This is a genomic window from Streptomyces sp. BBFR51, assembly GCF_044591655.1.
Taxonomy (GTDB): Bacteria; Actinomycetota; Actinomycetes; order Streptomycetales; family Streptomycetaceae; genus Streptomyces.
This window is the reverse complement of the sequence record NZ_CP172448.1, coordinates 6,175,924-6,198,037: the sequence shown is the minus strand read 5'-3', so window position 1 is coordinate 6,198,037 and position 22,114 is coordinate 6,175,924. Positions and strand designations below refer to the sequence as shown.

The following is a 22,114-nucleotide window of genomic DNA, read 5'->3' as shown; positions in this document are numbered from 1 at the left end:
GCCTACGGGGGCATGCCGACAGGGCGAGGGGACGCAGGCAGGGAGGAAGGGGCGCAGGCGGGGGCCCACCGCACCCGACCACCCACCAGGGCACAAGAGCGCCGGCAGAGCCAACGGCACGCCGACGGAGACGAATGCGGCCCAGACAGGGGTCCACCGCACCCGACCGCCCGACAGAGCACAAGAGCGCCTGGAGAGCCGAGGGCATGCCGACGGGCTCAGCTGGTGCTGGAGGGGTGTCCGCCGTGGCTGGCCGGCAAGGCGGGCCGTCGGGGTCGGAGAGGTGCTGGTGAGGAGTCCGTCGCGTCTGGTCTTCAGGCGCCGGCGGGCGCCTGAACCTCAGGGTCGGCGCGTGTCCCCGGCGATGATCTCGCGGCACTTGCCGACGTCCTCGGCCATCTGGACGAGCAGCGCGTCCAGCGTGTCGAACTTCGCCTGGCCGCGTACGAAGGCCACGAAGTCCACGGCGACGTGAAGGCCGTAGAGGTCGAGGTCCACCCGGTCGATGGCGTACGCCTCCACCGTGCGCTCGGTGCCCTCGAACTGCGGGTTGGTGCCGACGGAGATCGCGGCCGGCATGGCCTCGCCCTGGGCGTGCAGCCAGCCGGCGTAGACGCCGTCGGCCGGGATCGCGGTGTGCGGGAGGGTCTCGACGTTGGCGGTCGGGAAGCCCATCTCCCGGCCGCGCTGGGCGCCGCGTACGACCACGCCCTCCACGCGGTGCGGGCGGCCCAGGATCTCGGCGGCGCCCGCGACGTCGCCCTCGGCGACCAGGCGGCGGGTCAGGGTGGACGAGAACGGCTCGCCGCCGCCCGCCTCGCCGGTGACGTACAGGTCGACGACCTCGACCTCGAAGTCGTAGACCTTGCCCTGCTCGGTGAGGAAGTCCACGTTCCCGGCGGCCTTGTGGCCGAAGCGGAAGTTGGGGCCCTCGACGACCGCCTTGGCGCGCAGCCGGTCGACCAGGACCTTGACCACGAAGTCGCCCGCGGACAGCTTCGAGAACTCCTTGGTGAACGGGAGGATCAGCACCGCGTCCACGCCCAGGTCCGCCATCAGTTCGGCCCGGCGGTGGTGCGGGGCGAGCAGCGGCGGGTGGCTGCCGGGGCGGACGACCTCGCTGGGGTGCGGGTCGAAGGTGACGACGACGGCGGGGACGCCCAGCTCGCGGGCGCGGTCCACGGCGTGCTTGATGATCAGCTGGTGCCCGCGGTGGACCCCGTCGTAGGAGCCGATGGTGACGACGCTGCGTCCCCAGTCCTCGGGGATGTCCTCCAAGCCACGCCAGCGCTGCACTGTGTCTGCTCCTTGGTGGTTTCCGTGGTTTCCGTGGTTGCCATGGTTGCGTGGTGTCCCTTACGCAGGTCTAAGGGTGCCATGCCGCCCGGCTCCCGCCCGCATCGGCATCCGTACCGGCGCTGTGACCGGGTGCACGCCGTGTGTGCCGCGCCCGGGTCAGGCGGGGACCCGGACGCCCGCCAGGTGCTCGATCGTGCGGCGGGTGCTGGGGCCCACCAGTGCGGCCCAGTCCTGGGGTGCGTCGGTGAGCCAGCCGGTCAGACGGGTGCCGAACCCGGGCAGGTGGCGGGCCAGGTCGACCAGGCCGCGGTCGAAGCGGGTGGCGCCGTCCGGGGTGCGGACGAGGAGCAGGCCGGTGCGGTGCACGAGGGCGCGCAGCTCCTCGCCGTCGCACCCGGCGGCCGCGTGCAGCAGCGCGTCCAGGACGGCGGGCGCGTGTTCGTCGGCGAGGAGGTGTTCGCGCAGTTCGCGGCGGAGCGGGGCGCTCGCGGTGGTGCCGTCGGCGGCGAGGACGCCGGCAAGCGCGGCCCGCACCGGCTCGGGACCGTCGTCCAGGAGGCGCATGACCAGGGGCAGGAGTACGGAGCGGGGCGCGGGGTCCCGGTCGAGACGCCGGTCGACGTACGCCGCCAGGTGCCCGGCGGTCTCGGGGCGCTCCGCCACCGTCCGCCCGACGAGAGCTGCCACCCGGTGGGCCAGCGCGGGGGTGGTGGCGTCCGCGAGGCTGCGCAGCGCCTCACCGGCGTCCGGGCCGCACAGCCGGGCCCGGAAGGCTTCGAGGACGGGCTCGGGGTGGGTCGGCAGGGCGGCGGCCACCGCGCTCGGCGGCAGGTACGGGTCGCAGGCGGCGAAGTGGTCGAGCGCCCTCGGAAGGTGGCGGTCGCGGCTGCCGGGGTCCTGCACGAGCAGGGCGAGCGCGCCGCCGCGCAGCGGGCTGCCGGAGGGACCGGCGAGCAGCACCAGGGCGGCGTGGCGCAGCAGGGTGCGGTCGGCGGCGGTGCGGGCGTGCGGTGCGGTGCGCAGGCCGTGGGTGACGGCCGCCGTCTGCCGCGCCGGACGCTCGTCGCGTGCCCACCGCTCGACGGCCCGGCACAGGGCGGAGGGTTCCTCCTCGGCCAGCACGGCGAGCAGTTCGCCGGATCGCCGGTGCGTGCTGTCGACGAGTACCTCGGTGAGGCCGTCCAGGCCGCGGTGACGGTGGGTGTGCAGCAGCGCCTGCGCGGCCGTCGCGACGGTGGCGTGCGGGGTGGCGGGCAGCGGCCGCTCGTCGTCGAACCAGCGGACGAGGAGCGGTTGCACGGCCGTGGGGTCGGCGGTGAGCAGCCCGGCGACGGTGTCGAGGTGGCGGGGTCCCGGCTCGTGCGGGGGGCCGTCGGCCAGGACGAGGCGGCGCAGCAGGTCCAGACGCGTGCTCTCGGGCAGCCGCGGGGCCGTCCAGAAGTCGGGCCCGAACGTCCCCGGCACCGGCCGCCCCTCCGCCCTCCGCTCGGCGATGCCGTCGGCGAGCAGCCGCAGCACCTCCGTGTACGGGGTCGCGTCGGGCACGCGGGTCAGCACCTCGGCGAGCAGCCGGGCGGCCCACCAGGAGTGCGGGTCGGCGTCCAGGGCGTTCACCAGCTCTTCGAGGGTCAGGGCGAGTTGGGGTACGCCGTGCTGACGGGCGAGGAGCAGTACGGCCTCGGCGACGGGGCCGATGCGGTGGTGCGGGGCGGGGAGGGTGTGCGTGCCGTGCGGGGCGTCGCGGCGGTGGACGAGGGCGCGCAGGGCCTCGTCCAGGTCGAGGTGGGTGCCCTGGATCCAGTCGGCCAGCTCCTCGTGCGCGAAGCGGTAACCGTCACCCGCGGGCACGAGGAGGCCCTCGGCGAGCACGGCCGGTGCCCAGCCGGTGCCGCCGCCGAGCCGGGCCGGGGCCGGCCCCCAGGGGAACAGCGCCTCGAAGGACTCGCGGTCCAGTCCGCCCTGCCCGGGGCCGAGACTGCGCCGGGCCGCCTCGTGGACCTGCCCGGAGACCTTCGCCGCGAGTCGGCGTACGGCGGTGCCGTGCAGGCCGTTCTCCCCGGCCAGGCGGGTGGCGACGCGCAGGCACATCAGGTCCAGGTACGCCGCGAAGACCGCGTCCCGGTCGACGCGTACGGGTGGCGGGGAGCCGGGGAGGGCGGCGTGGACCTCCGAGAGCAGGCGCAGGGTGAGGGGGTGCCTGGCGTCCGGGTCCGCCAGGGCGCCTTCCGGTACGCGGTAGCGTGCGCGCGCCTCCCGGGCCTCGTCGTCGCCCAGGTCCCCGAGCCGGACACAGGGCGGAAGCCCGACACCGGCCGGCTCGACGCTCGCCGGACACGAACCAACGCCGCCCCTCCCGTACGAGGGGACCCCAGCGGCCGACCCGGCCAGCCCGGGATCGTCAGCAGCCGGCCGCGTCGACCGGGCCCCGTCACCGGCCATCCCCTGCGGAAGCCCGACACCAGCCGGCCCGACGGTCACCGGACGCGAACCAACGCCACCCCTCCCGTACGAGGGGACCCCGCCGGCCGACCCGGCCAGCCCGGGATCGTCAGCAGCCGACCGCGTCGACCGGGCCCCGTCGCCGGCCATCCCCTGCGGAAGCCCGACACCAGCCGGCCCGACGGTCACCGCACGCGAACCAACGCCACCCCTCCCGTACGAGAGCCCAGCGGCCGACCCGGCCAGCCCGGGATCGTCAGCAGCCGACCGCGTCGACCGGGCCCCGTCGCCGGCCATCCCCTGCGGAAGCCCGACACCAGCCGGCCCGACGGTCACCGCACGCGAACCGGCGGCTTCCCTCCCGTACGAGGGGGCCCCAGCGGCCGGCCCGGGATCGTCAGCAGCCAACCGCGTCGACCGGGCCCCGTCGGTGGCCGTCCCGGACGCGGGGGCGGTCGGATCGGCGGCGGCACGAGTCGGCCACGGTGCCGGGTCGCTTGCCCCGGGCGTCGGCGTCCCACCGGCTGCGCGGGACATCGGCCCCGCGAGACCGGTCCCGGACGTGGACACCTCGCCCGCGGCCCCCGCCGACCCCGGCCGCTCGGGCACCGCCCCGAACGACGGGACAGCACCGTCGGCCCACGACCCCGGCATCCCGCCGACCGGCCGCTGCGCCGCGTCCCACCCCCGACGGGCACCGCGCCCGACGGGGGTGGGCCACGGTTCCCCGGCGAGGGCCACCCGGGGCGACGACGCCTCCGGGACCTGTCGGGGCGCCCGTGCCGCAGCCGCCGATCCGGTCGGCGGCCCTCCGGGGACCGCCCCGTACAGCAGCTCCCTCGGGAACTCCGCGCCCGCGTGCTCCCAGTACTCCGCGCGGCAGGCCACCACGAGGCGTGCCCCCGTTTCCCGCAGCCAGGTCGCCGTGCGCTCGGTCCACTCGGGGAGGCGGTGGGACAGGACGGGCGGCATCTCCTCGGGGCCGTCGAGGAGGAGCAGGAGGGGTCGTCCGGCGGTGCGGGCCAGGTGGGCGAGGCGTTCCGGGGTGATGTCGCCGAGGCCTGCGGGGCGGGAGCGGTCCGAGGCGGCCACGATGCGGGCGGCCCGGGCCAGCGTCCTGCGGGCCGCGTCCGCGAGCGACATGTCGTCGTCGTGCAGGTCGGCTCCGCGCAGCCACAGCGTGGGCGCCGCCTCCGTGCCCCGGGAACGGCGGGCGGCGAGGGCCGCCAGCTCCGTCGTACGGCCACTGCCCGGGGCGCCCACCAGGCCCAGCACGCCGGCGCGGCTCGCGGCGAAGGCGGCGAACTCGCGGGCCACCGCCACCCGTTCGACCGGTACTCCGGCACCGGACGCGCCGTCCGCCCCGGCGCGGGGGTCCGTATCCGTCCCCGGGGCGTCGCCCGCACCTTCCACTTCCCCGGCGCCCGTCGGCGCCGCGAAGGGACCGTCCTGTCCCACCGATGTCGCCGTGAGGGCGAGCACGCCGGCCAGATTGAGGTCGGCGCCGTACGCGGGCACCGTCGCCGCGTTCTCGGCGAGGAGGTCGGCGAGCGGGCCCGTGGTCGCGCGGCGCAGCGGCACGGCGAAGCCGACGTCGCTGTGTCCGGAGCTGAGGGCGGTGCCGAGGACGCCGAGGACGGCGCCGGTCGTGATGTCGAGCACGGGTCCGCCGGCCGCTCCGCCGCCCAGCCGCAACGCGTCCCGCCCGGACGTGCCGACGGCCAGCTCCAGGGCGTCGCCGAGGAGGTGGAAGCGGTCGGTGGCGGTGTAGGTGACGTCGGCGGCGCCCAGGACGCGGGCCTCGCGCCAGCCGCCGGCGGCGATGCGGACGTAGGTACCGGCCTCGACGCGGTCGCGCGTGGTGAGGGGCAGCGGGTCGACGCCGAGGCCCTCGGTGCGTACGAGGGCCAGACCGAGGGCGGGCAGCGGGGTCACGTCGGCGGCGGCCACGACGCGGCGACGGTCCCCTGCGGTGCGCAGGACCAGCCGGGGCAGGCCGTCGACGGCTTCGTGGCTGGTGAGCACGGTGCCGTGGTGGTCGGCGACGAACCCCGTGCCGCGGGGACGGCCGGCGAGGTCGTGGACGCGGATCAGGGCGGCGTCGGGCGGGTACCCCGCCGGATCGGTTTCCCGGGCGGGCGGCGGTCCGCCCCGCGCCGCCCGTGAGCCGTCCCGGGGCCGCTGTCCCGTCCTGCCGCCCGTCGCCTCCCGGGACCGGTTGCGCGACGCCATCGTCGAACCTCCCCGCCGTACACCCGTGCTGTGTGTTCGACGGTAGGCGCGTGATGATCAGCGGGACAGATCCCATGGCGAACGCGCCCCCTTCCACTCCCCCGGTTCACTCCGAGCGCCTGCCCGGACGGGTGAACAGAAGGGGTGGGTTGGATACACCCTAGGTGGTGGGGGAACCGAGGGGGGACCGTGGAGCGGCGACAGTGGAAGTCCCCGTGATCGCCGCTCCACGGGCGGAGCTTGACGCTGCGTCGGCTCAGCCGAAGACGGCCAGGCTCTTCGCCTTGCCCTTGTGCTCCTCCACGAGCGCGAGGAGGCGGCCCCCGGGATCGAAGACGGCGACGGCACCGGCGCCGGTGTAGGCGTCGGGCATCTCCAGCCGTACGCCGTTGGTGAGCAGCCGGGCCCGCCTGGTGTCCACGTCCCAGCGCGGGAAGGCGGCGCCGGCCGCGTCCGCCACGGGCATGACGGTCAGCTCCTGCTGGAGCTGGTCCAGGGTCTTCGCCGCGTCCAGCTTGTACGGCCCGACGCGGGTGCGGCGCAGCGCCGCGAGGTGACCGCCGACGCCGAGGCCGGCGCCCAGGTCGCGGGCGAGGGCCCGGATGTAGGTGCCGGACGAGCAGGTCACCGAGACCACCAGGTCCCGCACCGGGGTGCCGTCGTCGGCGACGGCGTCCCGGACGTCGTACACGGCGAAGGAGGAGACGGTGACGGGGCGGGCGGGGATCTCGAACTCCTCGCCCTCGCGCGCCCGCTTGTAGGAGCGCACGCCGTTGATCTTGATGGCGCTGACCTTGGACGGCACCTGCATGATGTCGCCGCTCAGTTCGGCGATGCCGGCGTCGATCGCCTCCCGGGTGACCTTCGAGGCGTCCCGCGACCTCGTGATCTCGCCCTCGGCGTCGTCGGTGAGCGTCGTCTGTCCGAGCCTGACGGTGCCCAGGTACTCCTTCTCGGTGAGGGCGAGGTGCCCGAGGAGCTTGGTCGCCCGCTCCACACCGAGGACCAGGACGCCCGTCGCCATCGGGTCGAGCGTGCCGGCGTGCCCGACGCGCCGGGTGCGGGCGATGCCCCGCATCTTGGCGACGACGTCGTGCGAAGTGAAGCCCGACGGCTTGTCGACGATGACAAGGCCGTCGGGCGTGGTGTGCTTGTCGGTCATTTAGCGGTGTCGTCCGTCTCGTCGGCCTCGACGGCTTCGGTCTCGTCGTCCTCGCCCGGCTTGCGGTACGGGTCCGCCTCGCCGGCGTACGCGGCGCCCGCGGACGCCTCGCGCACCTTCTCGTCGGACTGCCGCGCCCTGTCGAGGAGGTCCTCGATGTTGCGGGCGGTGTCCGGGAGGGCGTCCATGACGAAGGTCAGGGTCGGCGTGAACTTCACGCCGGCCGCCTTGCCGACCTCGGAGCGCAGGATGCCCTTGGCGCTCTCCAGGCCCGCGGTGGCGGCCTTCCGCTCCTCGTCGTCCCCGTACACCGTGTAGAAGACGGTCGCCTCCCGCAGGTCACCCGTGACCCGGGTGTCCGTGATGGTGACGTGCGTGCCGAGCCGCGGGTCCTTGATCCCGCGCTGCAGCTTCTGGGCCACCACCTCTCGGATGAGGTCCGCCAGCCTTTTCGCCCGCGCGTTGTCGGCCACTGGTCCGTCTCCCGTTCTTTCTTCTTCTGGCTTCTGTGGTGAGTGGTGGGTCTGGTCGGTCGTCGCCTCAGTCGTCGTCTCAGTCGTCGTCGCCGTGGAGGCGCCGCCTGACGGACAGCAGCTCCACCTCGGGGCGGGCGGCCACCAACCGCTCGCACCGGTCGAGTACGTCGCTGAGGTGCCCCGCGTCGCCGGACACCAGGGCCAGCCCGACGACCGCCCGGCGGTGGAGGTCCATGTGCTCCACCTCGGCCGCGCTCACCGCGTACTTCCGCTGGAGTTCGGCGACGATCGGGCGGACGACGGAGCGCTTCTCCTTCAGCGAATGTACGTCGCCGAGGAGGAGGTCGAAGGACAGCGTCCCCACATACATGTGTGCAACCGGTTCACCCGCCGGTTCGGGATCGATGGCCCCGCCATCCATGTGGCGGGGACATCAGAACCGTACAACGAACGGCCGGGGCCGATCGACGGATATTGTGCTCCGCCGACCGGCCCCGGACCGCCTGGGAAGTCGCGGTGATTACACCCGCGGCTTCTCGCGCATCTCGTACGTCGCGATGACGTCGTCGACCTTGATGTCGTTGAAGTTTCCGAGGTTGATACCGCCCTCGAAGCCTTCGCGGATCTCGGTGACGTCGTCCTTGAAGCGACGCAGCCCCACGATGTTGAGGCTCTCCGCGATGACCTTGCCATCGCGCAGCAGACGCGCCTTGGTGTTGCGCTTGACCTCGCCGGAGCGGATGAGAACACCCGCGATGTTGCCCAGCTTGGACGAGCGGAAGATCTCGCGGATCTCCGCCGTACCGAGCTCGACCTCTTCGTACTCCGGCTTGAGCATGCCCTTGAGGGCCGCCTCGATCTCCTCGATCGCCTGGTAGATGACCGAGTAGTACCGGACGTCCACACCCTCGCGCTCGGCCATCTGCGCGGCACGCCCCGCGGCGCGCACGTTGAAGCCGATCACGATGGCGTCGGAGCCCATCGCCAGGTCAATGTCGGACTCCGTGACCGCACCGACGCCGCGGTGCAGGACGCGGATGTCGACCTCTTCGCCGACGTCCAGCTGGAGCAGCGAGGACTCGAGGGCCTCGACCGAACCGGAGGCGTCACCCTTGATGATCAGGTTCAGCTGCTGGACCTCGCCGGCCTTGAGCACCTTGTCCAGGTCCTCGAGGGAGACGCGGCGCGTGCGCTTGGCGAACGCGGCGTTACGCTCGCGGGCGGCACGCTTCTCCGCGATCTGGCGGGCCGTACGGTCCTCCTCGACCACGATGAAGTTGTCACCGGCGCCGGGGACGTTGGTCAGGCCCAGGACCTGGACCGGCGTCGCCGGACCCGCCTCGGCGACGTTGTTGCCGTTGTCGTCGAGCATGGCGCGGACGCGGCCGTAGGCGTCGCCCACCACCATCGTGTCGCCGACCCGCAGGGTGCCTCGCTGCACGAGGACCGTCGCCACGGCACCGCGGCCGCGGTCGAGACGGGACTCGATCGAGATGCCCTGCGCGTCCTGGTTCGGGTTGGCCCGCAGGTCGAGCGAGGCGTCGGCCGTGAGGATCACGGCCTCCAGCAGCGAGTCGATGTTCTGACCCTGCTTGGCGGAGATGTCGACGAACATGGTGTCGCCGCCGAACTCCTCGGCCACCAGGCCGTACTCGGTCAGCTGACCGCGCACCTTGGTCGGGTCGGCGCCCTCGACGTCGATCTTGTTGACCGCGACGACGATCGGGACGTCGGCCGCCTGGGCGTGGTTGAGCGCCTCGACCGTCTGCGGCATGACGCCGTCGTTGGCCGCGACGACCAGGATCGCGATGTCGGTCGACCGGGCACCGCGGGCACGCATGGCGGTGAACGCCTCGTGACCCGGGGTGTCGATGAAGGTGATCTTGCGATCCTCTTCGTTGACCTCGGTCGCGACCTGGTAGGCACCGATGTGCTGGGTGATGCCGCCGGCCTCGCCCGCGATGACGTTCGTCTTGCGGATGGCGTCGAGCAGTCGGGTCTTGCCGTGGTCGACGTGACCCATGACGGTCACGACCGGCGGACGGACGACCAGGTCCTCCTCGGAGCCCTCGTCCTCGCCGAACTCCAGGTCGAAGGACTCGAGCAGCTCGCGGTCCTCCTCCTCCGGGCTGACGATCTGAACCGTGTAGTTCATCTCGCCGGCGAGGAGCTGGAGCGTCTCGTCGGAGACGGACTGGGTCGCGGTGACCATCTCGCCGAGGTTCATCATGACCGCGACGAGCGACGCCGGGTTGGCGTTGATCTTCTCCGCGAAGTCGGTGAGCGAGGCACCGCGCGACAGGCGAATGGCTTCGCCGTTGCCGCGAGGCAGCATCACGCCGCCGACCGACGGGGCCTGCATGGCCTCGTACTCCTGGCGCCTCTGCCGCTTCGACTTGCGACCGCGACGCGCGGGACCGCCGGGACGACCGAAGGCGCCCTGCGTGCCACCACGGCCACCCGGGCCACCGGGACGACCGCCGAAGCCGGGACGGCCACCGCCGCCACCGAAGCCGCCGCCACCACCGGGACGACCGGCGAAACCGCCGCCGCCACCGGGACGACCGCCGCCGCCACCGCCGCCGGGACGACCGGCGAAACCGCCGCCGCCACCGGGACGACCGCCGCCGCCGGGACGACCGGCACCGGCCGGACCGCGACCGCCACCGGGGCCGCCACCAGGACGGGGACCGGCAGCCGGACGCTGCGGCATCATGCCGGGGTTCGGACGCGGGCCGCCGCCGGGACGGGGACCGGCGCCGCCGCCCTGCGGACGCGGCATCGAGCCCGGGCTCGGACGGTTGCCGCCCGGAGCCTGGGGACGGGGACCGCCGCCCTGGCCGCCGGCGCCCTGCGGACGGGGACCGCCGCCGGGAGCACCACCGGGACCGCCCTGACCACCCGGTCGGGGCCCGCCCTGCGGACGGGGCGCCTGCGGGCGCGCCATGCCGGCGTTGCCGCCGGAGGTGAAGGGGTTGTTACCCGGACGCGGACCGCCGGGGCGGCCGCCGGGACGCTGCGCCGGGGCACCGGGACGCTGGCCACCGGGACGGCCCTGGCCGCCCTGCTGGCCGCGGTCCTGACCCGGACCGGACGGACGAGCGCCGCCGGGCTTGGGCGCACCGGGACGCGCACCGCCGGGCTTCGGTCCGGCCGGAGCCGGAGTCGAGGCGGCGGGAGCGGCCGGAGCCGCAGGCGGCGCCGGCGGAGCGGTGAACTCCGGTGCGGCCGGGGCCGGACGCGGCGCGGGCCGCGGGCCCGGCGTCGGACGCTGCCCCTGGGACTGGCCCTGGGAAGGCGCCGGAGCGGGAGCCGACGGAGCCTCGGGCTGCTGGGCAGCCGCGGGCTTGGGTGCGGCCGGCGGCCGCGGGGCGGCCGGACGGTCCCCCGCTGCCTTGGCTGCGTTGGAGGGGCCTCCAGCCTGCGCCGGGGACGGCGCGGCGGGCCTGGGGGCAGCCTTCTTCGGGGCCGCGGGACGACCGGCGGACCGGCCGTTGCCACCACCCTGCTGGAAGGCGTCTGTCAGCTTGCGTACTACGGGCGCTTCGATCGTGGAAGACGCCGAACGGACGAACTCACCGAGTTCCTGGAGCTTGGCCATGACGGCCTTGCTCTCGACACCGAACTCCTTGGCGAGTTCGTAGACCCGGACCTTAGCCACTTCGCTCCTCTGAGGTCCGGGTTGCGTCCGGACCGTCGCTAGTTCATGGGCGTACTCATCGCGTACTCATCGAGTGCTCATCGCAATCTCGACCTGCTTTCGACTCGCGAGGTACCAGGCCGCACGGCGTTCCGCGCGGCATGTCTTCCTTACCACGTTGCTTACATGCTGCTTTCAGCAACCTTGTGTCTGCTCGACGTAGTGGCGCAACGCCTTTACGTCGAGCGGGCCCGGGACGCGGAGCGCCCGCGGAAACGCCTTGCGGCGCACTGCCTGGTCGACACAGACCGGTGCGGGATGTACGTACGCACCCCGGCCGGGCAGCGTACCGCGTGGATCAGGGGTGCAATGACCCTCGACCACCACGGTGCGCAGCAGCTCGCTCTTGACCGCTCGCTCCCGGCACCCCACGCAGGTGCGCTCGGGGCATGCTCGAGTACGTGTCCGGCCAGACACTTCTAAGTCTACCTCCCCGGACCGACCTCACCCCTTCGGGGCAAGAATCGAACACGTGCCGCACGCAAAGCTGTCGTGATCTCAGCGGCGTGCGGCTTGGATCTATTCCCCGTGCCCGCCGGACGGACGGTCGGACGACCGCTCGGACGGCCGGTCGGAGGGCCGCTCGGAGGACTGGTCGGACGGCTGCTCGGTGTCCGGGCGGATGTCGATGCGCCAGCCGGTCAGCCGGGCCGCCAGCCGGGCGTTCTGGCCTTCCTTGCCGATCGCCAGCGACAACTGGTAGTCGGGCACGATCACGCGTGCGGAGCGGGCCGCCAGGTCCACGACCTCCACCTTGGAGACGCGGGCCGGGGAGAGCGCGTTCGCCACCATCTCGGCCGGGTCGTCCGACCAGTCGACGATGTCGATCTTCTCGCCGTTCAGCTCGCCCATGACATTGCGTACCCGGCCGCCCATGGGGCCGATGCAGGCACCCTTGGCGTTCAGGCCCGAGCGGGTCGAGCGCACGGCGATCTTGGTGCGGTGGCCGGCCTCGCGGGCGATCGCGGAGATCTCGACGGACCCGTCGGCGATCTCCGGCACCTCGAGGGCGAACAGCTTCTTCACCAGGTTGGGGTGCGTACGGGACAGCGTCACCGACGGACCGCGCACGCCCTTGGCCACGCGGACGACGTAGGAACGCAGCCGCATGCCGTGCGGGTAGGTCTCGCCCGGCACCTGCTCCTGCACCGGCAGGATGGCCTCCAGCTTGCCGATGTCGACCAGCACGTTCTTCGGGTCGCGACCCTGCTGGACCACGCCGGTGACGATGTCGCCCTCACGGCCGGCGTACTCGCCGAGCGTCGCGTCGTCCTCGGCGTCGCGCAGCCGCTGCAGGATGACCTGCTTGGCGGTGGTGGCGGCGATACGGCCGAAGTCGGACGGGGTGTCGTCGAACTCGCGGGCCGCCTGGCCCTCCTCGAGGTCGTCGGGGTCCTCCTTCGCCCACACGGTCACATGCCCGGTGTTCCGGTTGAGCTCCACGCGCGCGTGCCGGCGGCTTCCCTCGGTGCGGTGATAGGCGATGAGGAGGGCCGACTCGATCGCTTCGACCAGCAGGTCGAAGGAGATCTCCTTCTCCCGTACCAAGCCCCGCAGGGCGCTCATGTCGATGTCCACGGCTACGCCTCCTCCTCTTTCGTCGTGTCGTCGCTGTTGTCGCTGTTGTCGCCGTTGTCGCTGTTCTTGGAGTCCTTGCGGTTGAACTCGACCTGGACGCGCGCCTTGTCGATGTCGCCGAAGGAGAGTCTGCGGGCGGTGGGCTTGCGGCCCTTGACTCCGGGCACTTCGAGGTCGAGTCCGTCCTCGTCCACGGCGAGGATGCGGGCGACCAGTTCGCCTCCCTCGTGCAGCTGGAACCGCACGAGGCGGTCCGTGGCGCGCACGTAGTGGCGGTGTTCGGTGAGGGAGCGCTCCGCGCCCGGGGTGCCGACCTCGAGGGTGTACTCCCCCTCGCCCATCGCGTCGCTCTCGTCGAGCTTCGCCGAGAGCGCGCGGCTCACATCGGCGATCCGGTCCAGGTCCGCACCGGTGTCGGAGTCGACGACCACCCGCAGCACACGCTTGCGGCCGACCGAGTCCACCGCGAGCTCTTCGAGGTCCAGTCCCTGGGAGGCGACGAGGGGCTCGAGCAGCTCTCGCAGCCTCTCGCTCTGGGTGGGGCTCATCCGGGTGACTCCTCGGCCGCGTGTGCTGTTGTGGGATGGGTCGCGTGTCAGGTCAAAGGGTATCCGGTCGCGGGGGGTGTTGCCGTCCACCCCGGTCCGGCGGTGCCGATGAGTGGTGCCCGGCCGGGGCACGGGTACCGTGATCACGGGCAGGCCGCACGCGGGTTCCCGCCGCGTCGCCCGTCGCTTTGCCGTCGCTTCCGTACGAGCCTGTCGAGGACGTCTGCCGTGTCGTTTTCCCCATCGCCGGGCCCGCGCTCCGGGCCGCGCAGAAGGAGCCTGTTCGCGTCGGCCGCCGGGGCCGCCCTGCTCGTCGGCTGTTCCGGCGGTTCGGACTCCGGGGGCACGGGGGCCGATCCGTCGGCAGCCGACCGGGCACGCGCGCGTGCGGCCCGGGACAGCGAGGAACTGGCCGAGCGGTACGCGGCGGTGATCGCCGCGCATCCCGGGCTGGCGGAGCGGCTGCGGCCGCTGCGGGCGGAGGTCGTACGGCACGCGGAGGCCTTCGGCGCCGTGCGTGCCGCCTCGCCGAAGGCGTCGGTGTCGGTGTCGCCGTCGGTGTCCGCGCGGGCCGCCGGGCCCGCGGACGACTCCGGTGCGGTACCGGCGGCCGAGAAGGACGCCCTGGCCCTGCTCGCCGGCGCCGAGCGGAAGCTGGCGGACCGGCGCGCGGGCGTGCTGCTCGAGGTGCCGGGTGAGTCGGCGCGACTGTTCGCCTCGGTGGCGGCGGCCGGTGCGGCCCACGTGTATCTGCTGTCTGCTGACGGAGGGTGACGGGTGAGCGAGACGGAGGGCCGGCGGCTGGACGCGCTCCAGGCGGCGCTGTCGGCGGAGCACGCGGCCGTGTACGGCTACGGGGTCGTCGGCGGGCGGATCGGTGAGGAGCGGCGCACCGAGGCACGGACGGCGTACGACGCGCACCGGGCGCGGCGGGACGCGCTGGCGCGCGAGGTGCGCGACCTCGGCGGCGAGCCGGTCGCCGCGGCGGCCGGGTACGCGCTCCCCTTCTCCGTGCCGGACTCGGTGGCCGCGGTGCGGCTGGCGGCCGAGTTGGAGGACCGGGTGGCCGGGGTCTACTCCGACCTGGTGCGGGCGGCGGAGGGGGACCGGCGGGCCTCGGCGGCCGCGGCGCTGCGTGAGGCGGCGGTCCGCGCGGTGCGCTGGCGGGGCGGGAGCGTAGCCTTCCCTGGGCTCGCCGAGCGGGCCGGTACGGCGTCCGGGCAGGACTCTGCTCCGGGCGCTTCGGCTCCTAGTGGCTCGGTTCCGGGTGCCTCGGCTCCGAGTGGCTCGGTTTCGGCGACACCGACCGCGTAACACGTACGGCTGCCCGTACGGGAAGGGAACGGCTCGCGCATGGTTTTCGAACCGCCGCGGCGTCTGGTCAGGGCGCTCGGCGAGACGGCACCGGACGGTGACGACTGGTTGGCGAAGCTGCCCGAAGTGGCGGAGCGGGCCGTGGCGCTGGGCGAGTTGACGGTGGAGCGGGTGCAGGTGCCCGGCGGGCGCAGCAGCCTGGTGGTCCTGGTGCGGACGGCCGAGGGGACGCCCGCGGTGCTGAAGCTGGCCCCGCGCCGGGCCCGGCCCCGGAGCGAGCGGGCCGCGCTGGCCCACTGGGGCGGGCTGGGCGCCGTGCAGCTGCTGGACGGGGCGGGGGCCGACACGGAGGGTGTGCTGCTGCTGGAGCGGCTGCATCCGGACGTGTCGGTGCGGTCGCTGCCGGAGGCGAAGGCGTTGCTGGAGGCCGCGGGCACGTTGCGGCGGCTGTGGGTGGAGCCGCCCGCCGGGCATCCCTTCGAGACCGTGGCCGAACGGACCGGGCGGCAGGCCGAGGCCATGCGGGCGGGAGCGGCCGACTCCGAGGTGGCGCCGTTGGTCGACGCGGCGCTCGCGGCGCGTACGGAGCTGCTGGCCGCACCGCCCGAGGGGCGGCTGCTGCATGGCACGTTCCGGCAGAGCAAGGTGCTTGCCGGGGACCGGATGCCGTGGCTGGCGGTGGGTCCCGACCCGGTGGTCGGCGAGAGCGCCTTCGACCTGGCGCGGTTGGTGCGGGACCGGGTGGAGGACCTCATCGCCCAGCCGTCGGGCGCCTCGACGACCCGGCGGCGGATCAAGCGGCTCGCGGAGTCGCTGGAGGTCGACCAGGAGCGGCTGCGGGGCTGGACGTTGTTCCGCGCGGTCGAGTCGGGCGTACGGGCCCGGCGGGTGGGGCGGGAGCAGGACGCGGAGCTGCTGCTGGAGTTCGCGGGCTGGCTGTGAGGCCCGGCGCGAGGGCCTCTGGCGGTTGGGCGGGGATGCCTGCGGCGGCCTGTGCGGGGTCGGTGGGGGTGCGCGTAGCGCGTTCGGTTCGGTGGGGAGTCGGTGCCGCGCCGGGGGGTGTCCGTCCTCGGAACGGCGCGGAATCGGTCGGCCACAGATGCCCGACGCGTTGACGCGCCAACCGCTGCGGGCGGACACCCCCCGACACGACCCCTTCCCGCCGCACGCGGCCAACCCGCCGCCCCACTTCCGTCCCCGCCCCCGTGGCTGCGGGCCGTCGCCCCCGCCCCCCATCTGCGGGCAGTCGTGCCGCTGGGGCGGCACGGGTGGGCGCAGGCGGCACCCGGCCAGCGCCGGTCCCGCGTCCCCACCCCCACGCGGGGCGCCGGGGTAGCACCGGATCACGGCACGGCCCGCACCCGCGCCGGGTGCCGGGAGGGACGCGGCAGTCAGTTGGTGAGGCGGGTGATGGCCTCCTCGACCGGGAGTTCCTCGCGCTCGCCGGTGCGGCGGTCCTTCAGTTCCACGACGCCCTCGGCGGAGCGGCGGCCCGCGACCAGGATCTGCGGGACGCCGATGAGTTCGGCGTCGGTGAACTTCACGCCCGGAGAGACGCCCGCGCGGTCGTCGACCAGGACGCGGACGCCCGCCGCGGCCAGCTTGTCGGAGACCTCGAGGGCCAGCTCGGTCTGGAGGGCCTTGCCGGCGGCGACCACGTGGACGTCGGCGGGGGCGACCTCCTTGGACCAGACGAGGCCCTTGTCGTCGGCGTGCTGCTCGGCGAGGGCCGCGACGGCGCGGGAGACGCCGATGCCGTAGGAGCCCATCGTCACACGGGCCGGCTTGCCGTTCTGGCCGAGGACGTCGAGCTTGAGGGCGTCGGCGTACTTGCGGCCCAGCTGGAAGATGTGGCCGATCTCGATGGCGCGGTCCAGCTTGAGGCCGGTGCCGCAGTTCGGGCAGGGGTCGCCCTCGCGGACGACCACCACGTCCACGTAGGCGTCGACCTCGAAGTCGCGGCCCGCCACCACGTTCTTGGCGTGCGTGTGCTCCTTGTTGGCGCCCGTGATCCACGCCGTGCCCGGCGCCACGCGCGGGTCGGCGATGTACTTCACCTTGTCGCCCAGGCCCTGCGGGCCGACGTAGCCGCGGACCAGGTCGGGGCGGCCGACGAAGTCCTCGGCGGTGACCAGCTCGACGGCGGCCGGGGCGAAGTGCGCCTCGACCTTGTCCAGGTCGACCTCGCGGTCGCCGGGGACGCCCACGGCGACGATCTCGCCGTCCACCTTGACGAGGAGGTTCTTGAGGGTGGCGGAGGCCTCTACGCCGAGGGAGGCGGCCAGGGTCTCGATGGTGGGGGTGTCGGGGGTCGGGATGTCCTCGGCGGCGGGTGCGTTCGTCGCGTCCACCGGCTTGAGGGTGTGGGCGACCGCCTCCGTGTTGGCGGCGAAGTCGCAGTTCGGGCAGTCGGCGAAGGTGTCCTCGCCGGCCTCCGCGGGGGCCAGGAACTCCTCGGACTTCGAGCCGCCCATCGCGCCGGCGGTGGCCGCGCAGATGCGGTAGTCGAGGCCGAGGCGCTCGAAGATGCGCTGGTAGGCGGCGCGGTGCAGGGCGTAGGACTCGGCCAGGCCCTCGTCGGCGACGTCGAAGGAGTAGGAGTCCTTCATGAGGAACTCGCGGCCGCGCAGGATGCCGGCCCGGGGGCGGGCCTCGTCGCGGTACTTGTTCTGGATCTGGTAGAGGATGACCGGCAGGTCCTTGTAGGACGATGCCTGGTCCTTGACCAGGAGCGTGAAGATCTCCTCGTGGGTGGGGCCGAGGAGGTAGTCACCGCCCTTGCGGTCCTGGAGGCGGAACAGCTCGGGGCCGTACTCCTGCCAGCGGCCGGTGGCCTCGTACGGCTCGCGCGGCAGCAGGGCGGGGAGCTGGACCTCCTGGGCGCCGATGGCGTCCATCTCCTCGCGGACGATGCGCTCGATGTTGCCGAGGACCTTCTTGCCGAGCGGCAGCCAGCTCCACAGGCCGGCGGCGGTGCGGCGCACGTAGCCGGCGCGGACCAGCAGCTTGTGGCTGAGGACCTCGGCGTCCGCCGGGTCGTCGCGCAGCGTCTTCGCCATCAACTTCGACATGCGCTGGACCGGTGCGTTGGCCATGGTTCTCGTGTCTCCTGCTGCGTAAGGGTGGTGCTAGGAGGTTAGCCGGGTGGTCCGGTGCGGTGGAAATCGGTTATCGACCGGCCGGGGCCCGCCTGCGCAGGGGGAGCGTGGCGCCCATCACCGCGTAGGGCTTGGGTGCGCTGGGGAAGAGGACGCGGCGGGCCAGGTCCTGGTAGCCGAGGGAGCGGTAGAGGCCGCGGGCGGGGCTCTCGGTGTCGATCGCGGAGAGGATCGAGCGGGGCTCGGTGGCGGCGTCGGTGATCGTGGTGATCAGGGCGCGGCCCGCGCCGCGGTTCTGGTGGGCCGGGTGGACGTGGAGTTCCGTGATCACGAAGGAGTCGTCGAGCCAGCGGTCGGTGCCCTGGGCGCGGAGGTAGGGCTCGACGACGGTGGACCACCAGTGGGTGCGGTCGTTGGGCATGCCGTAGACGAAGCCGACGAGGGCGCCGCCGACGGTGGCGCCGAGGGCTCTGGCGCCGGGGTGGGTCATGTGGCGCAGGACGATCTGACGGCGGACGGCCACCTCGTCGGGGCCGAGGCCGAACGCGGCGGCTTGGACGGCCAGGGCCTCGTCCACGTGCGCGGAGAGGTCCAGCGGGCCGATCACGAGGTCCATGGCGGGGAGCCTACAGGCCTTCCACAGGGGTCAGAACAGCACGCTCATGAAGGCGCCGACCTCTTGGAACCCCACGCGAAGGTACGTCCGTCGCGCCGCGGTGTTGAAGTCGTTGACGTACAGGCTCGCCACCGGGGCGACGTCCGTCAGGGCGTAGCGCAGGACCGCCGCCATGCCGGGTGCCGCCAGGCCCTTGCCCCGGTACTCGGGGGCCACCCACACTCCCTGGATCTGGCAGGCGCGGTCGGTGGCGGCGCCGATCTCGGCCTTGAAGACGACCCGGCCGTCGGCGTCGAAGCGGGCGAAGGAGCGGCCGGAGCCGACGAGTTCGGCGACCCGGGCCTGGTAGAGCAGGCCGCCGTCGCCTGCCATCGGGGAGATGCCGACCTCCTCGGTGAACATCGCCACGCAGGCCGGCATGATCCGCTCCATCTCGTCCTTGCGGACGCGGCGGACGTAGGGGTCGGGGGCGATGTCGCCGGGCATGCGGTCGGTGACCATGAGGGGCTGGCGGGTGCGGACCTCGCGGGCCGGGCCCCAGCCCGGTTCGAGCAGGCGCCACAGCTGGGCGGTCGGGTCGGCGGGGCCGACGATCGAGGAGCAGCGGCGGCCGGCCCGCCGGGCGCGGTCGGCGAAGGCGCGGACGGCGCGCGGGTTGGCGCAGATGGGGACGAGGTTGGCGCCCGCGTAGCACAGCGAGGTCAGCATGCCGTGCTCGTACCAGCCCCACATCTCGCCGCCGAGCCGCCAGGGGTCGAGTCCGGCGATCTGTACCCGGGCGGCGACGAAGGCGTTCGCCACCGGGTCGCGGTCGAGGATGGCGAGCGCGGCGTCCAGGTCGCTCGGTTCGAGCACGCGGGAGGTGGTCTGCGTCAACACGTGCGGGGGCCTCACCCTGAGATCTGCTGGTCTCCGCACTGTACCTGTCGTGAATATGCCGCGCCGCCCTCCGGGCGACGCGGCAGGAGCCGGGGCCGGGTCAGCCCGCGACGGCCACCGAGGGCTCGCCGGAGGTCACTCCGTCGGCCTCCATCTGCTCGGCGATCTTCATGGCCTCCTCGATGAGGGTCTCCACGATCTTGGACTCGGGGACGGTCTTGACGACCTCGCCCTTGACGAAGATCTGGCCCTTCCCGTTGCCGGAGGCGACGCCGAGGTCGGCCTCTCGGGCCTCGCCGGGGCCGTTGACGACGCAGCCCATGACGGCGACGCGCAGCGGCACCTCCATGCCCTCGAGGCCGGCGGTGACCTCCTCGGCCAGCTTGTAGACGTCGACCTGGGCCCGCCCGCAGGAGGGGCAGGAGACGATCTCCAGGCCGCGCTGGCGCAGGTTCAGCGACTCCAGGATCTGGATGCCGACCTTGATCTCCTCGACGGGCGGCGCGCTGAGCGAGACGCGGATGGTGTCGCCGATGCCCTGGGAGAGCAGGGCGCCGAAGGCGACGGCCGACTTGATCGTGCCCTGGAAGGCGGGGCCGGCCTCGGTGACGCCGAGGTGGAGGGGGTAGTCGCACTGGGCGGCGAGCTGCCGGTAGGCCTCGACCATGACGACCGGGTCGTTGTGCTTGACCGAGATCTTGATGTCCCGGAAGTCGTGCTCCTCGAAGAGCGACGCCTCCCACAGGGCCGACTCCGCCAGTGCTTCGGGGGTCGCCTTGCCGTACTTCTGGAGCAGGCGGCGGTCGAGGGAGCCCGCGTTCACGCCGATGCGGATGGGCGTGCCGTGGTCCTTGGCCGCCTTGGCGATCTCCCTGACCTTGTCGTCGAACTGCTTGATGTTGCCCGGGTTCACCCGGACCGCGGCGCAGCCCGCCTCGATGGCGGCGAAGACGTACTTGGGCTGGAAGTGGATGTCGGCGATCACCGGGATCTGGGACTTCTTGGCGATCACGGCAAGGGCGTCGGCGTCGTCCTGTGTGGGGCACGCCACGCGGACGATCTGGCAGCCGGACGCCGTCAGCTCGGCGATCTGCTGGAGCGTGGCGCCGATGTCGGAGGTACGGGTCGTGGTCATGGACTGCACCGACACGGGCGCGTCACCGCCCACCGCCACGGGCCCGACCTGGATCTGCCGGCTCTTGCGGCGCTCCGCGAGCCTGGTCGGAACGTCCGGCATGCCGAGAGAAATCGCAGTCATCTGCTGTGCAACCCCAAGTCGTGGATCAAGGTCCGGCCCCGTTCAGCGGCGGGCTCCGGCATCCGAGATTACGGCACGGACATGAACGCCGGGCACACCGCGTGCGGGAGATGCATCCTTTGGCGTCCATCTGCCGGGCGACCGGAGTGAAGCCCGGTCCGGGCGGACATGCTCTCCGGATCGGGCTTCGCACCGGATCGTCCCGGCCGTGCGGCCGTCAGGTGATCCGCACCGGGTTGACGAGGTCCGCCACCAGCACCAGCAGCGTGAAGCAGACGAAGACGCCCGCCACCACGTAGGCCACCGGCATCAGCTTCGCCACGTCGAAGGGCCCGGGGTCGGGCCTGCGCAGCACCCTGGCCGCGGCGCGGCGCAGCGACTCCCACAGAGCGCCCGCGACGTGGCCGCCGTCGAGCGGCAGCAGCGGGAGCATGTTGAAGAGGAACAGGGAGAGGTTGAAGCCGCCCACCAGCATCACGAACATGGCGAGCTGCTGGGTGGGCGGGATGTCCAGGGTGGCGATCTCGCCGCCGACGCGGGCGGCGCCGACGACGCCCATCGGGGAGTCCGCCTCGCGGGGTCCGTCGCCGAAGGCGGCGTCCCACAGGGCGGGGATCTTGGCGGGCAGGGCGGCGAGGGAGTCGACGGCGTCGCCGATCCGGTCGCCCATCCAGGTCACGGACTGGCCGAAGTCCTGCTTCACGACGCCGGTGGCGGCGCTGAACCCGAGGAAGCCGGCGGTGACGTACTCGCCCTCGACGATCTGGCCGTTGGAGTCCTTCTTGGCGACCTTGTTGGTGGCGATGGTCGCCTGGAGGGTGACCTCCTCGCCCTTGCGCTCGACGACGACCGGCACGTCCTCGCCGGGGTTGGCACGGATCAGGTCGGAGAGCTTGTCCCACTCGTCGGTGCGTACGCCGTCGAAGGCGAGGATCTTGTCGCCGGCCCTCAGGCCCGCCGCGGCCGCCGGGGAGGCCGGGTCGGACTTGGTGCAGTCGTCGCGGTTCTCGGTCTGCGAGATGACGCACTGGGAGACGGAGCTGACGGTGGTGGTCTGCTGCGAGATGCCGAAGCCCATCAGGACGGTGAGGAAGAGCACCACCGCGAGGACGAGGTTCATGAACGGGCCCGCGAACATCACGATGACCCGTTTCCACGGCTTGCGCGTGTAGAACAGGCGCTTGTCGTCACCGGGCTGGAGTTCCTCGAAGGCGGCCGAGCGGGCGTCCTCGATCATGCCGCGCCAGGGTGAGGTGGAGCGGGCCTCCAGGCGGCCGTCGGGGCCGGGCGGGAACATGCCGATCATGCGGATGTAGCCGCCGAAGGGGATGGCCTTGACGCCGTACTCGGTGTCGCCCTTCTTCTTCGAGAAGATCGTCGGCCCGAAGCCCACCATGTACTGCGGCACCCGGATGCCGAACATCTTGGCCGTGGACAGGTGGCCCAGTTCGTGCCAGGCGATGGAGAACAGCAGGCCGACGGCGAAAAGGACTATGCCGAGGATGAACATCAGGG

General features: G+C 73.3%; 17 protein-coding genes. 3 read left to right on the top strand and 14 right to left on the bottom strand.

Features of this window, described 5'->3' with window-relative positions; all coding sequences use genetic code 11:
• Window positions 1-339 precede the first annotated feature (339 nt).
• The 9 genes from ACGH7X_RS28390 to rimP all read right to left on the bottom strand — a co-directional run bounded on the left by ACGH7X_RS28390 (window position 340) and on the right by rimP (window position 13,434).
• Window positions 340-1,296, bottom strand: coding sequence for a bifunctional riboflavin kinase/FAD synthetase (locus ACGH7X_RS28390; RefSeq protein ID WP_399889839.1), 957 nt, complete (start codon window positions 1,294-1,296; stop codon window positions 340-342).
• A gap of 159 nt (window positions 1,297-1,455) precedes the next feature.
• Window positions 1,456-5,970 carry a hypothetical protein gene (locus tag ACGH7X_RS28385; RefSeq protein ID WP_399889836.1) on the bottom strand — a complete coding sequence of 1,505 codons (4,515 nt, stop codon included), beginning with the start codon at window positions 5,968-5,970 and terminating at the stop codon, window positions 1,456-1,458.
• 256 nt (window positions 5,971-6,226) lie between these two features.
• The gene (truB, locus tag ACGH7X_RS28380; RefSeq protein ID WP_399889834.1) at window positions 6,227-7,132 is read right to left on the bottom strand and encodes a tRNA pseudouridine(55) synthase TruB; all 906 of its coding nucleotides are present in this window, start codon (window positions 7,130-7,132) and stop codon (window positions 6,227-6,229) included.
• Window positions 7,129-7,605 (bottom strand): 30S ribosome-binding factor RbfA, encoded by a 477-nt coding sequence (gene rbfA, locus ACGH7X_RS28375; protein ID WP_399889831.1) that lies wholly within the window; start codon window positions 7,603-7,605, stop codon window positions 7,129-7,131. The genes truB and rbfA overlap by 4 nt, the downstream gene beginning before the upstream one ends.
• A 79-nt stretch (window positions 7,606-7,684) precedes the next feature.
• Complete coding sequence (locus ACGH7X_RS28370) at window positions 7,685-7,978, bottom strand: DUF503 domain-containing protein (protein ID WP_399889828.1); 294 nt, start codon at window positions 7,976-7,978, stop codon at window positions 7,685-7,687.
• A gap of 150 nt (window positions 7,979-8,128) precedes the next feature.
• On the bottom strand, window positions 8,129-11,269 hold the full coding sequence (gene infB, locus ACGH7X_RS28365; RefSeq protein ID WP_399889824.1) for a translation initiation factor IF-2: 3,141 nt from the start codon (window positions 11,267-11,269) through the stop codon (window positions 8,129-8,131).
• Between the two features lie 174 nt (window positions 11,270-11,443).
• Window positions 11,444-11,725, bottom strand: a complete 282-nt coding sequence (locus tag ACGH7X_RS28360) for a YlxR family protein (protein ID WP_399889821.1) — start codon at window positions 11,723-11,725, stop codon at window positions 11,444-11,446.
• Window positions 11,726-11,827: 102 nt separating this feature from the next.
• Window positions 11,828-12,886 carry a transcription termination factor NusA gene (gene nusA, locus ACGH7X_RS28355; RefSeq protein WP_399889818.1) on the bottom strand — a complete coding sequence of 353 codons (1,059 nt, stop codon included), beginning with the start codon at window positions 12,884-12,886 and terminating at the stop codon, window positions 11,828-11,830.
• A gap of 2 nt (window positions 12,887-12,888) precedes the next feature.
• A complete protein-coding gene (gene rimP, locus ACGH7X_RS28350; protein WP_399889815.1) occupies window positions 12,889-13,434 on the bottom strand; it encodes a ribosome maturation factor RimP in 546 nt (181 codons plus the stop codon).
• Between the two features lie 228 nt (window positions 13,435-13,662).
• Here rimP and ACGH7X_RS28345 point away from each other — a divergent pair, with 228 nt between their 5' ends.
• The 3 genes from ACGH7X_RS28345 to ACGH7X_RS28335 are packed head-to-tail and all read left to right on the top strand — an operon-like array spanning window position 13,663 to window position 15,690.
• Window positions 13,663-14,208 (top strand): hypothetical protein, encoded by a 546-nt coding sequence (locus ACGH7X_RS28345; RefSeq protein ID WP_399889812.1) that lies wholly within the window; start codon window positions 13,663-13,665, stop codon window positions 14,206-14,208.
• 3 nt (window positions 14,209-14,211) lie between these two features.
• Window positions 14,212-14,748: a ferritin-like domain-containing protein gene (locus tag ACGH7X_RS28340; RefSeq protein ID WP_399889810.1), complete on the top strand. Its 537-nt coding sequence runs from the start codon at window positions 14,212-14,214 to the stop codon at window positions 14,746-14,748.
• Window positions 14,749-14,787: 39 nt separating this feature from the next.
• Window positions 14,788-15,690, top strand: coding sequence for an aminoglycoside phosphotransferase family protein (locus ACGH7X_RS28335; protein ID WP_399889807.1), 903 nt, complete (start codon window positions 14,788-14,790; stop codon window positions 15,688-15,690).
• A 449-nt stretch (window positions 15,691-16,139) separates the two neighbouring features.
• Here the strand turns inward: ACGH7X_RS28335 and ACGH7X_RS28330 are convergent, their stop codons facing one another.
• The 5 genes from ACGH7X_RS28330 to ACGH7X_RS28310 form a co-directional block, all read right to left on the bottom strand.
• Entirely contained in the window at window positions 16,140-17,843 is a 1,704-nt protein-coding gene (locus tag ACGH7X_RS28330) for a proline--tRNA ligase (protein WP_399889804.1), read from the bottom strand.
• Window positions 17,844-17,916: 73 nt separating this feature from the next.
• A complete protein-coding gene (locus ACGH7X_RS28325; RefSeq protein ID WP_399889801.1) occupies window positions 17,917-18,462 on the bottom strand; it encodes a GNAT family N-acetyltransferase in 546 nt (181 codons plus the stop codon).
• 30 nt (window positions 18,463-18,492) lie between these two features.
• Window positions 18,493-19,341, bottom strand: coding sequence for a GNAT family N-acetyltransferase (locus tag ACGH7X_RS28320; protein WP_399889798.1), 849 nt, complete (start codon window positions 19,339-19,341; stop codon window positions 18,493-18,495).
• 100 nt (window positions 19,342-19,441) lie between these two features.
• Window positions 19,442-20,599: a flavodoxin-dependent (E)-4-hydroxy-3-methylbut-2-enyl-diphosphate synthase gene (gene ispG, locus ACGH7X_RS28315; RefSeq protein WP_399889795.1), complete on the bottom strand. Its 1,158-nt coding sequence runs from the start codon at window positions 20,597-20,599 to the stop codon at window positions 19,442-19,444.
• Between the two features lie 217 nt (window positions 20,600-20,816).
• Window positions 20,817-22,109: a M50 family metallopeptidase gene (locus ACGH7X_RS28310; protein WP_399897401.1), complete on the bottom strand. Its 1,293-nt coding sequence runs from the start codon at window positions 22,107-22,109 to the stop codon at window positions 20,817-20,819.
• Window positions 22,110-22,114: the final 5 nt, after the last annotated feature.

Excerpts from the sequence above, each read along its gene's own strand:
- ACGH7X_RS28385 (WP_399889836.1), bottom strand. The coding sequence starts at position 5,970 with ATGGCGTCGCGCAACCGGTCCCGGGAGGCGACGGGCGGCAGGACGGGA.
- truB (WP_399889834.1), bottom strand. The coding sequence starts at position 7,132 with ATGACCGACAAGCACACCACGCCCGACGGCCTTGTCATCGTCGACAAG.
- ACGH7X_RS28370 (WP_399889828.1), bottom strand. The coding sequence starts at position 7,978 with ATGTATGTGGGGACGCTGTCCTTCGACCTCCTCCTCGGCGACGTACAT.
- rimP (WP_399889815.1), bottom strand. The coding sequence starts at position 13,434 with ATGAGCCCCACCCAGAGCGAGAGGCTGCGAGAGCTGCTCGAGCCCCTC.
- ACGH7X_RS28335 (WP_399889807.1), top strand. The coding sequence starts at position 14,788 with ATGGTTTTCGAACCGCCGCGGCGTCTGGTCAGGGCGCTCGGCGAGACG.
- ACGH7X_RS28330 (WP_399889804.1), bottom strand. The coding sequence starts at position 17,843 with ATGGCCAACGCACCGGTCCAGCGCATGTCGAAGTTGATGGCGAAGACG.
- ACGH7X_RS28325 (WP_399889801.1), bottom strand. The coding sequence starts at position 18,462 with ATGGACCTCGTGATCGGCCCGCTGGACCTCTCCGCGCACGTGGACGAG.
- ispG (WP_399889795.1), bottom strand. The coding sequence starts at position 20,599 with ATGACTGCGATTTCTCTCGGCATGCCGGACGTTCCGACCAGGCTCGCG.
- ACGH7X_RS28310 (WP_399897401.1), bottom strand. The coding sequence starts at position 22,109 with ATGTTCATCCTCGGCATAGTCCTTTTCGCCGTCGGCCTGCTGTTCTCC.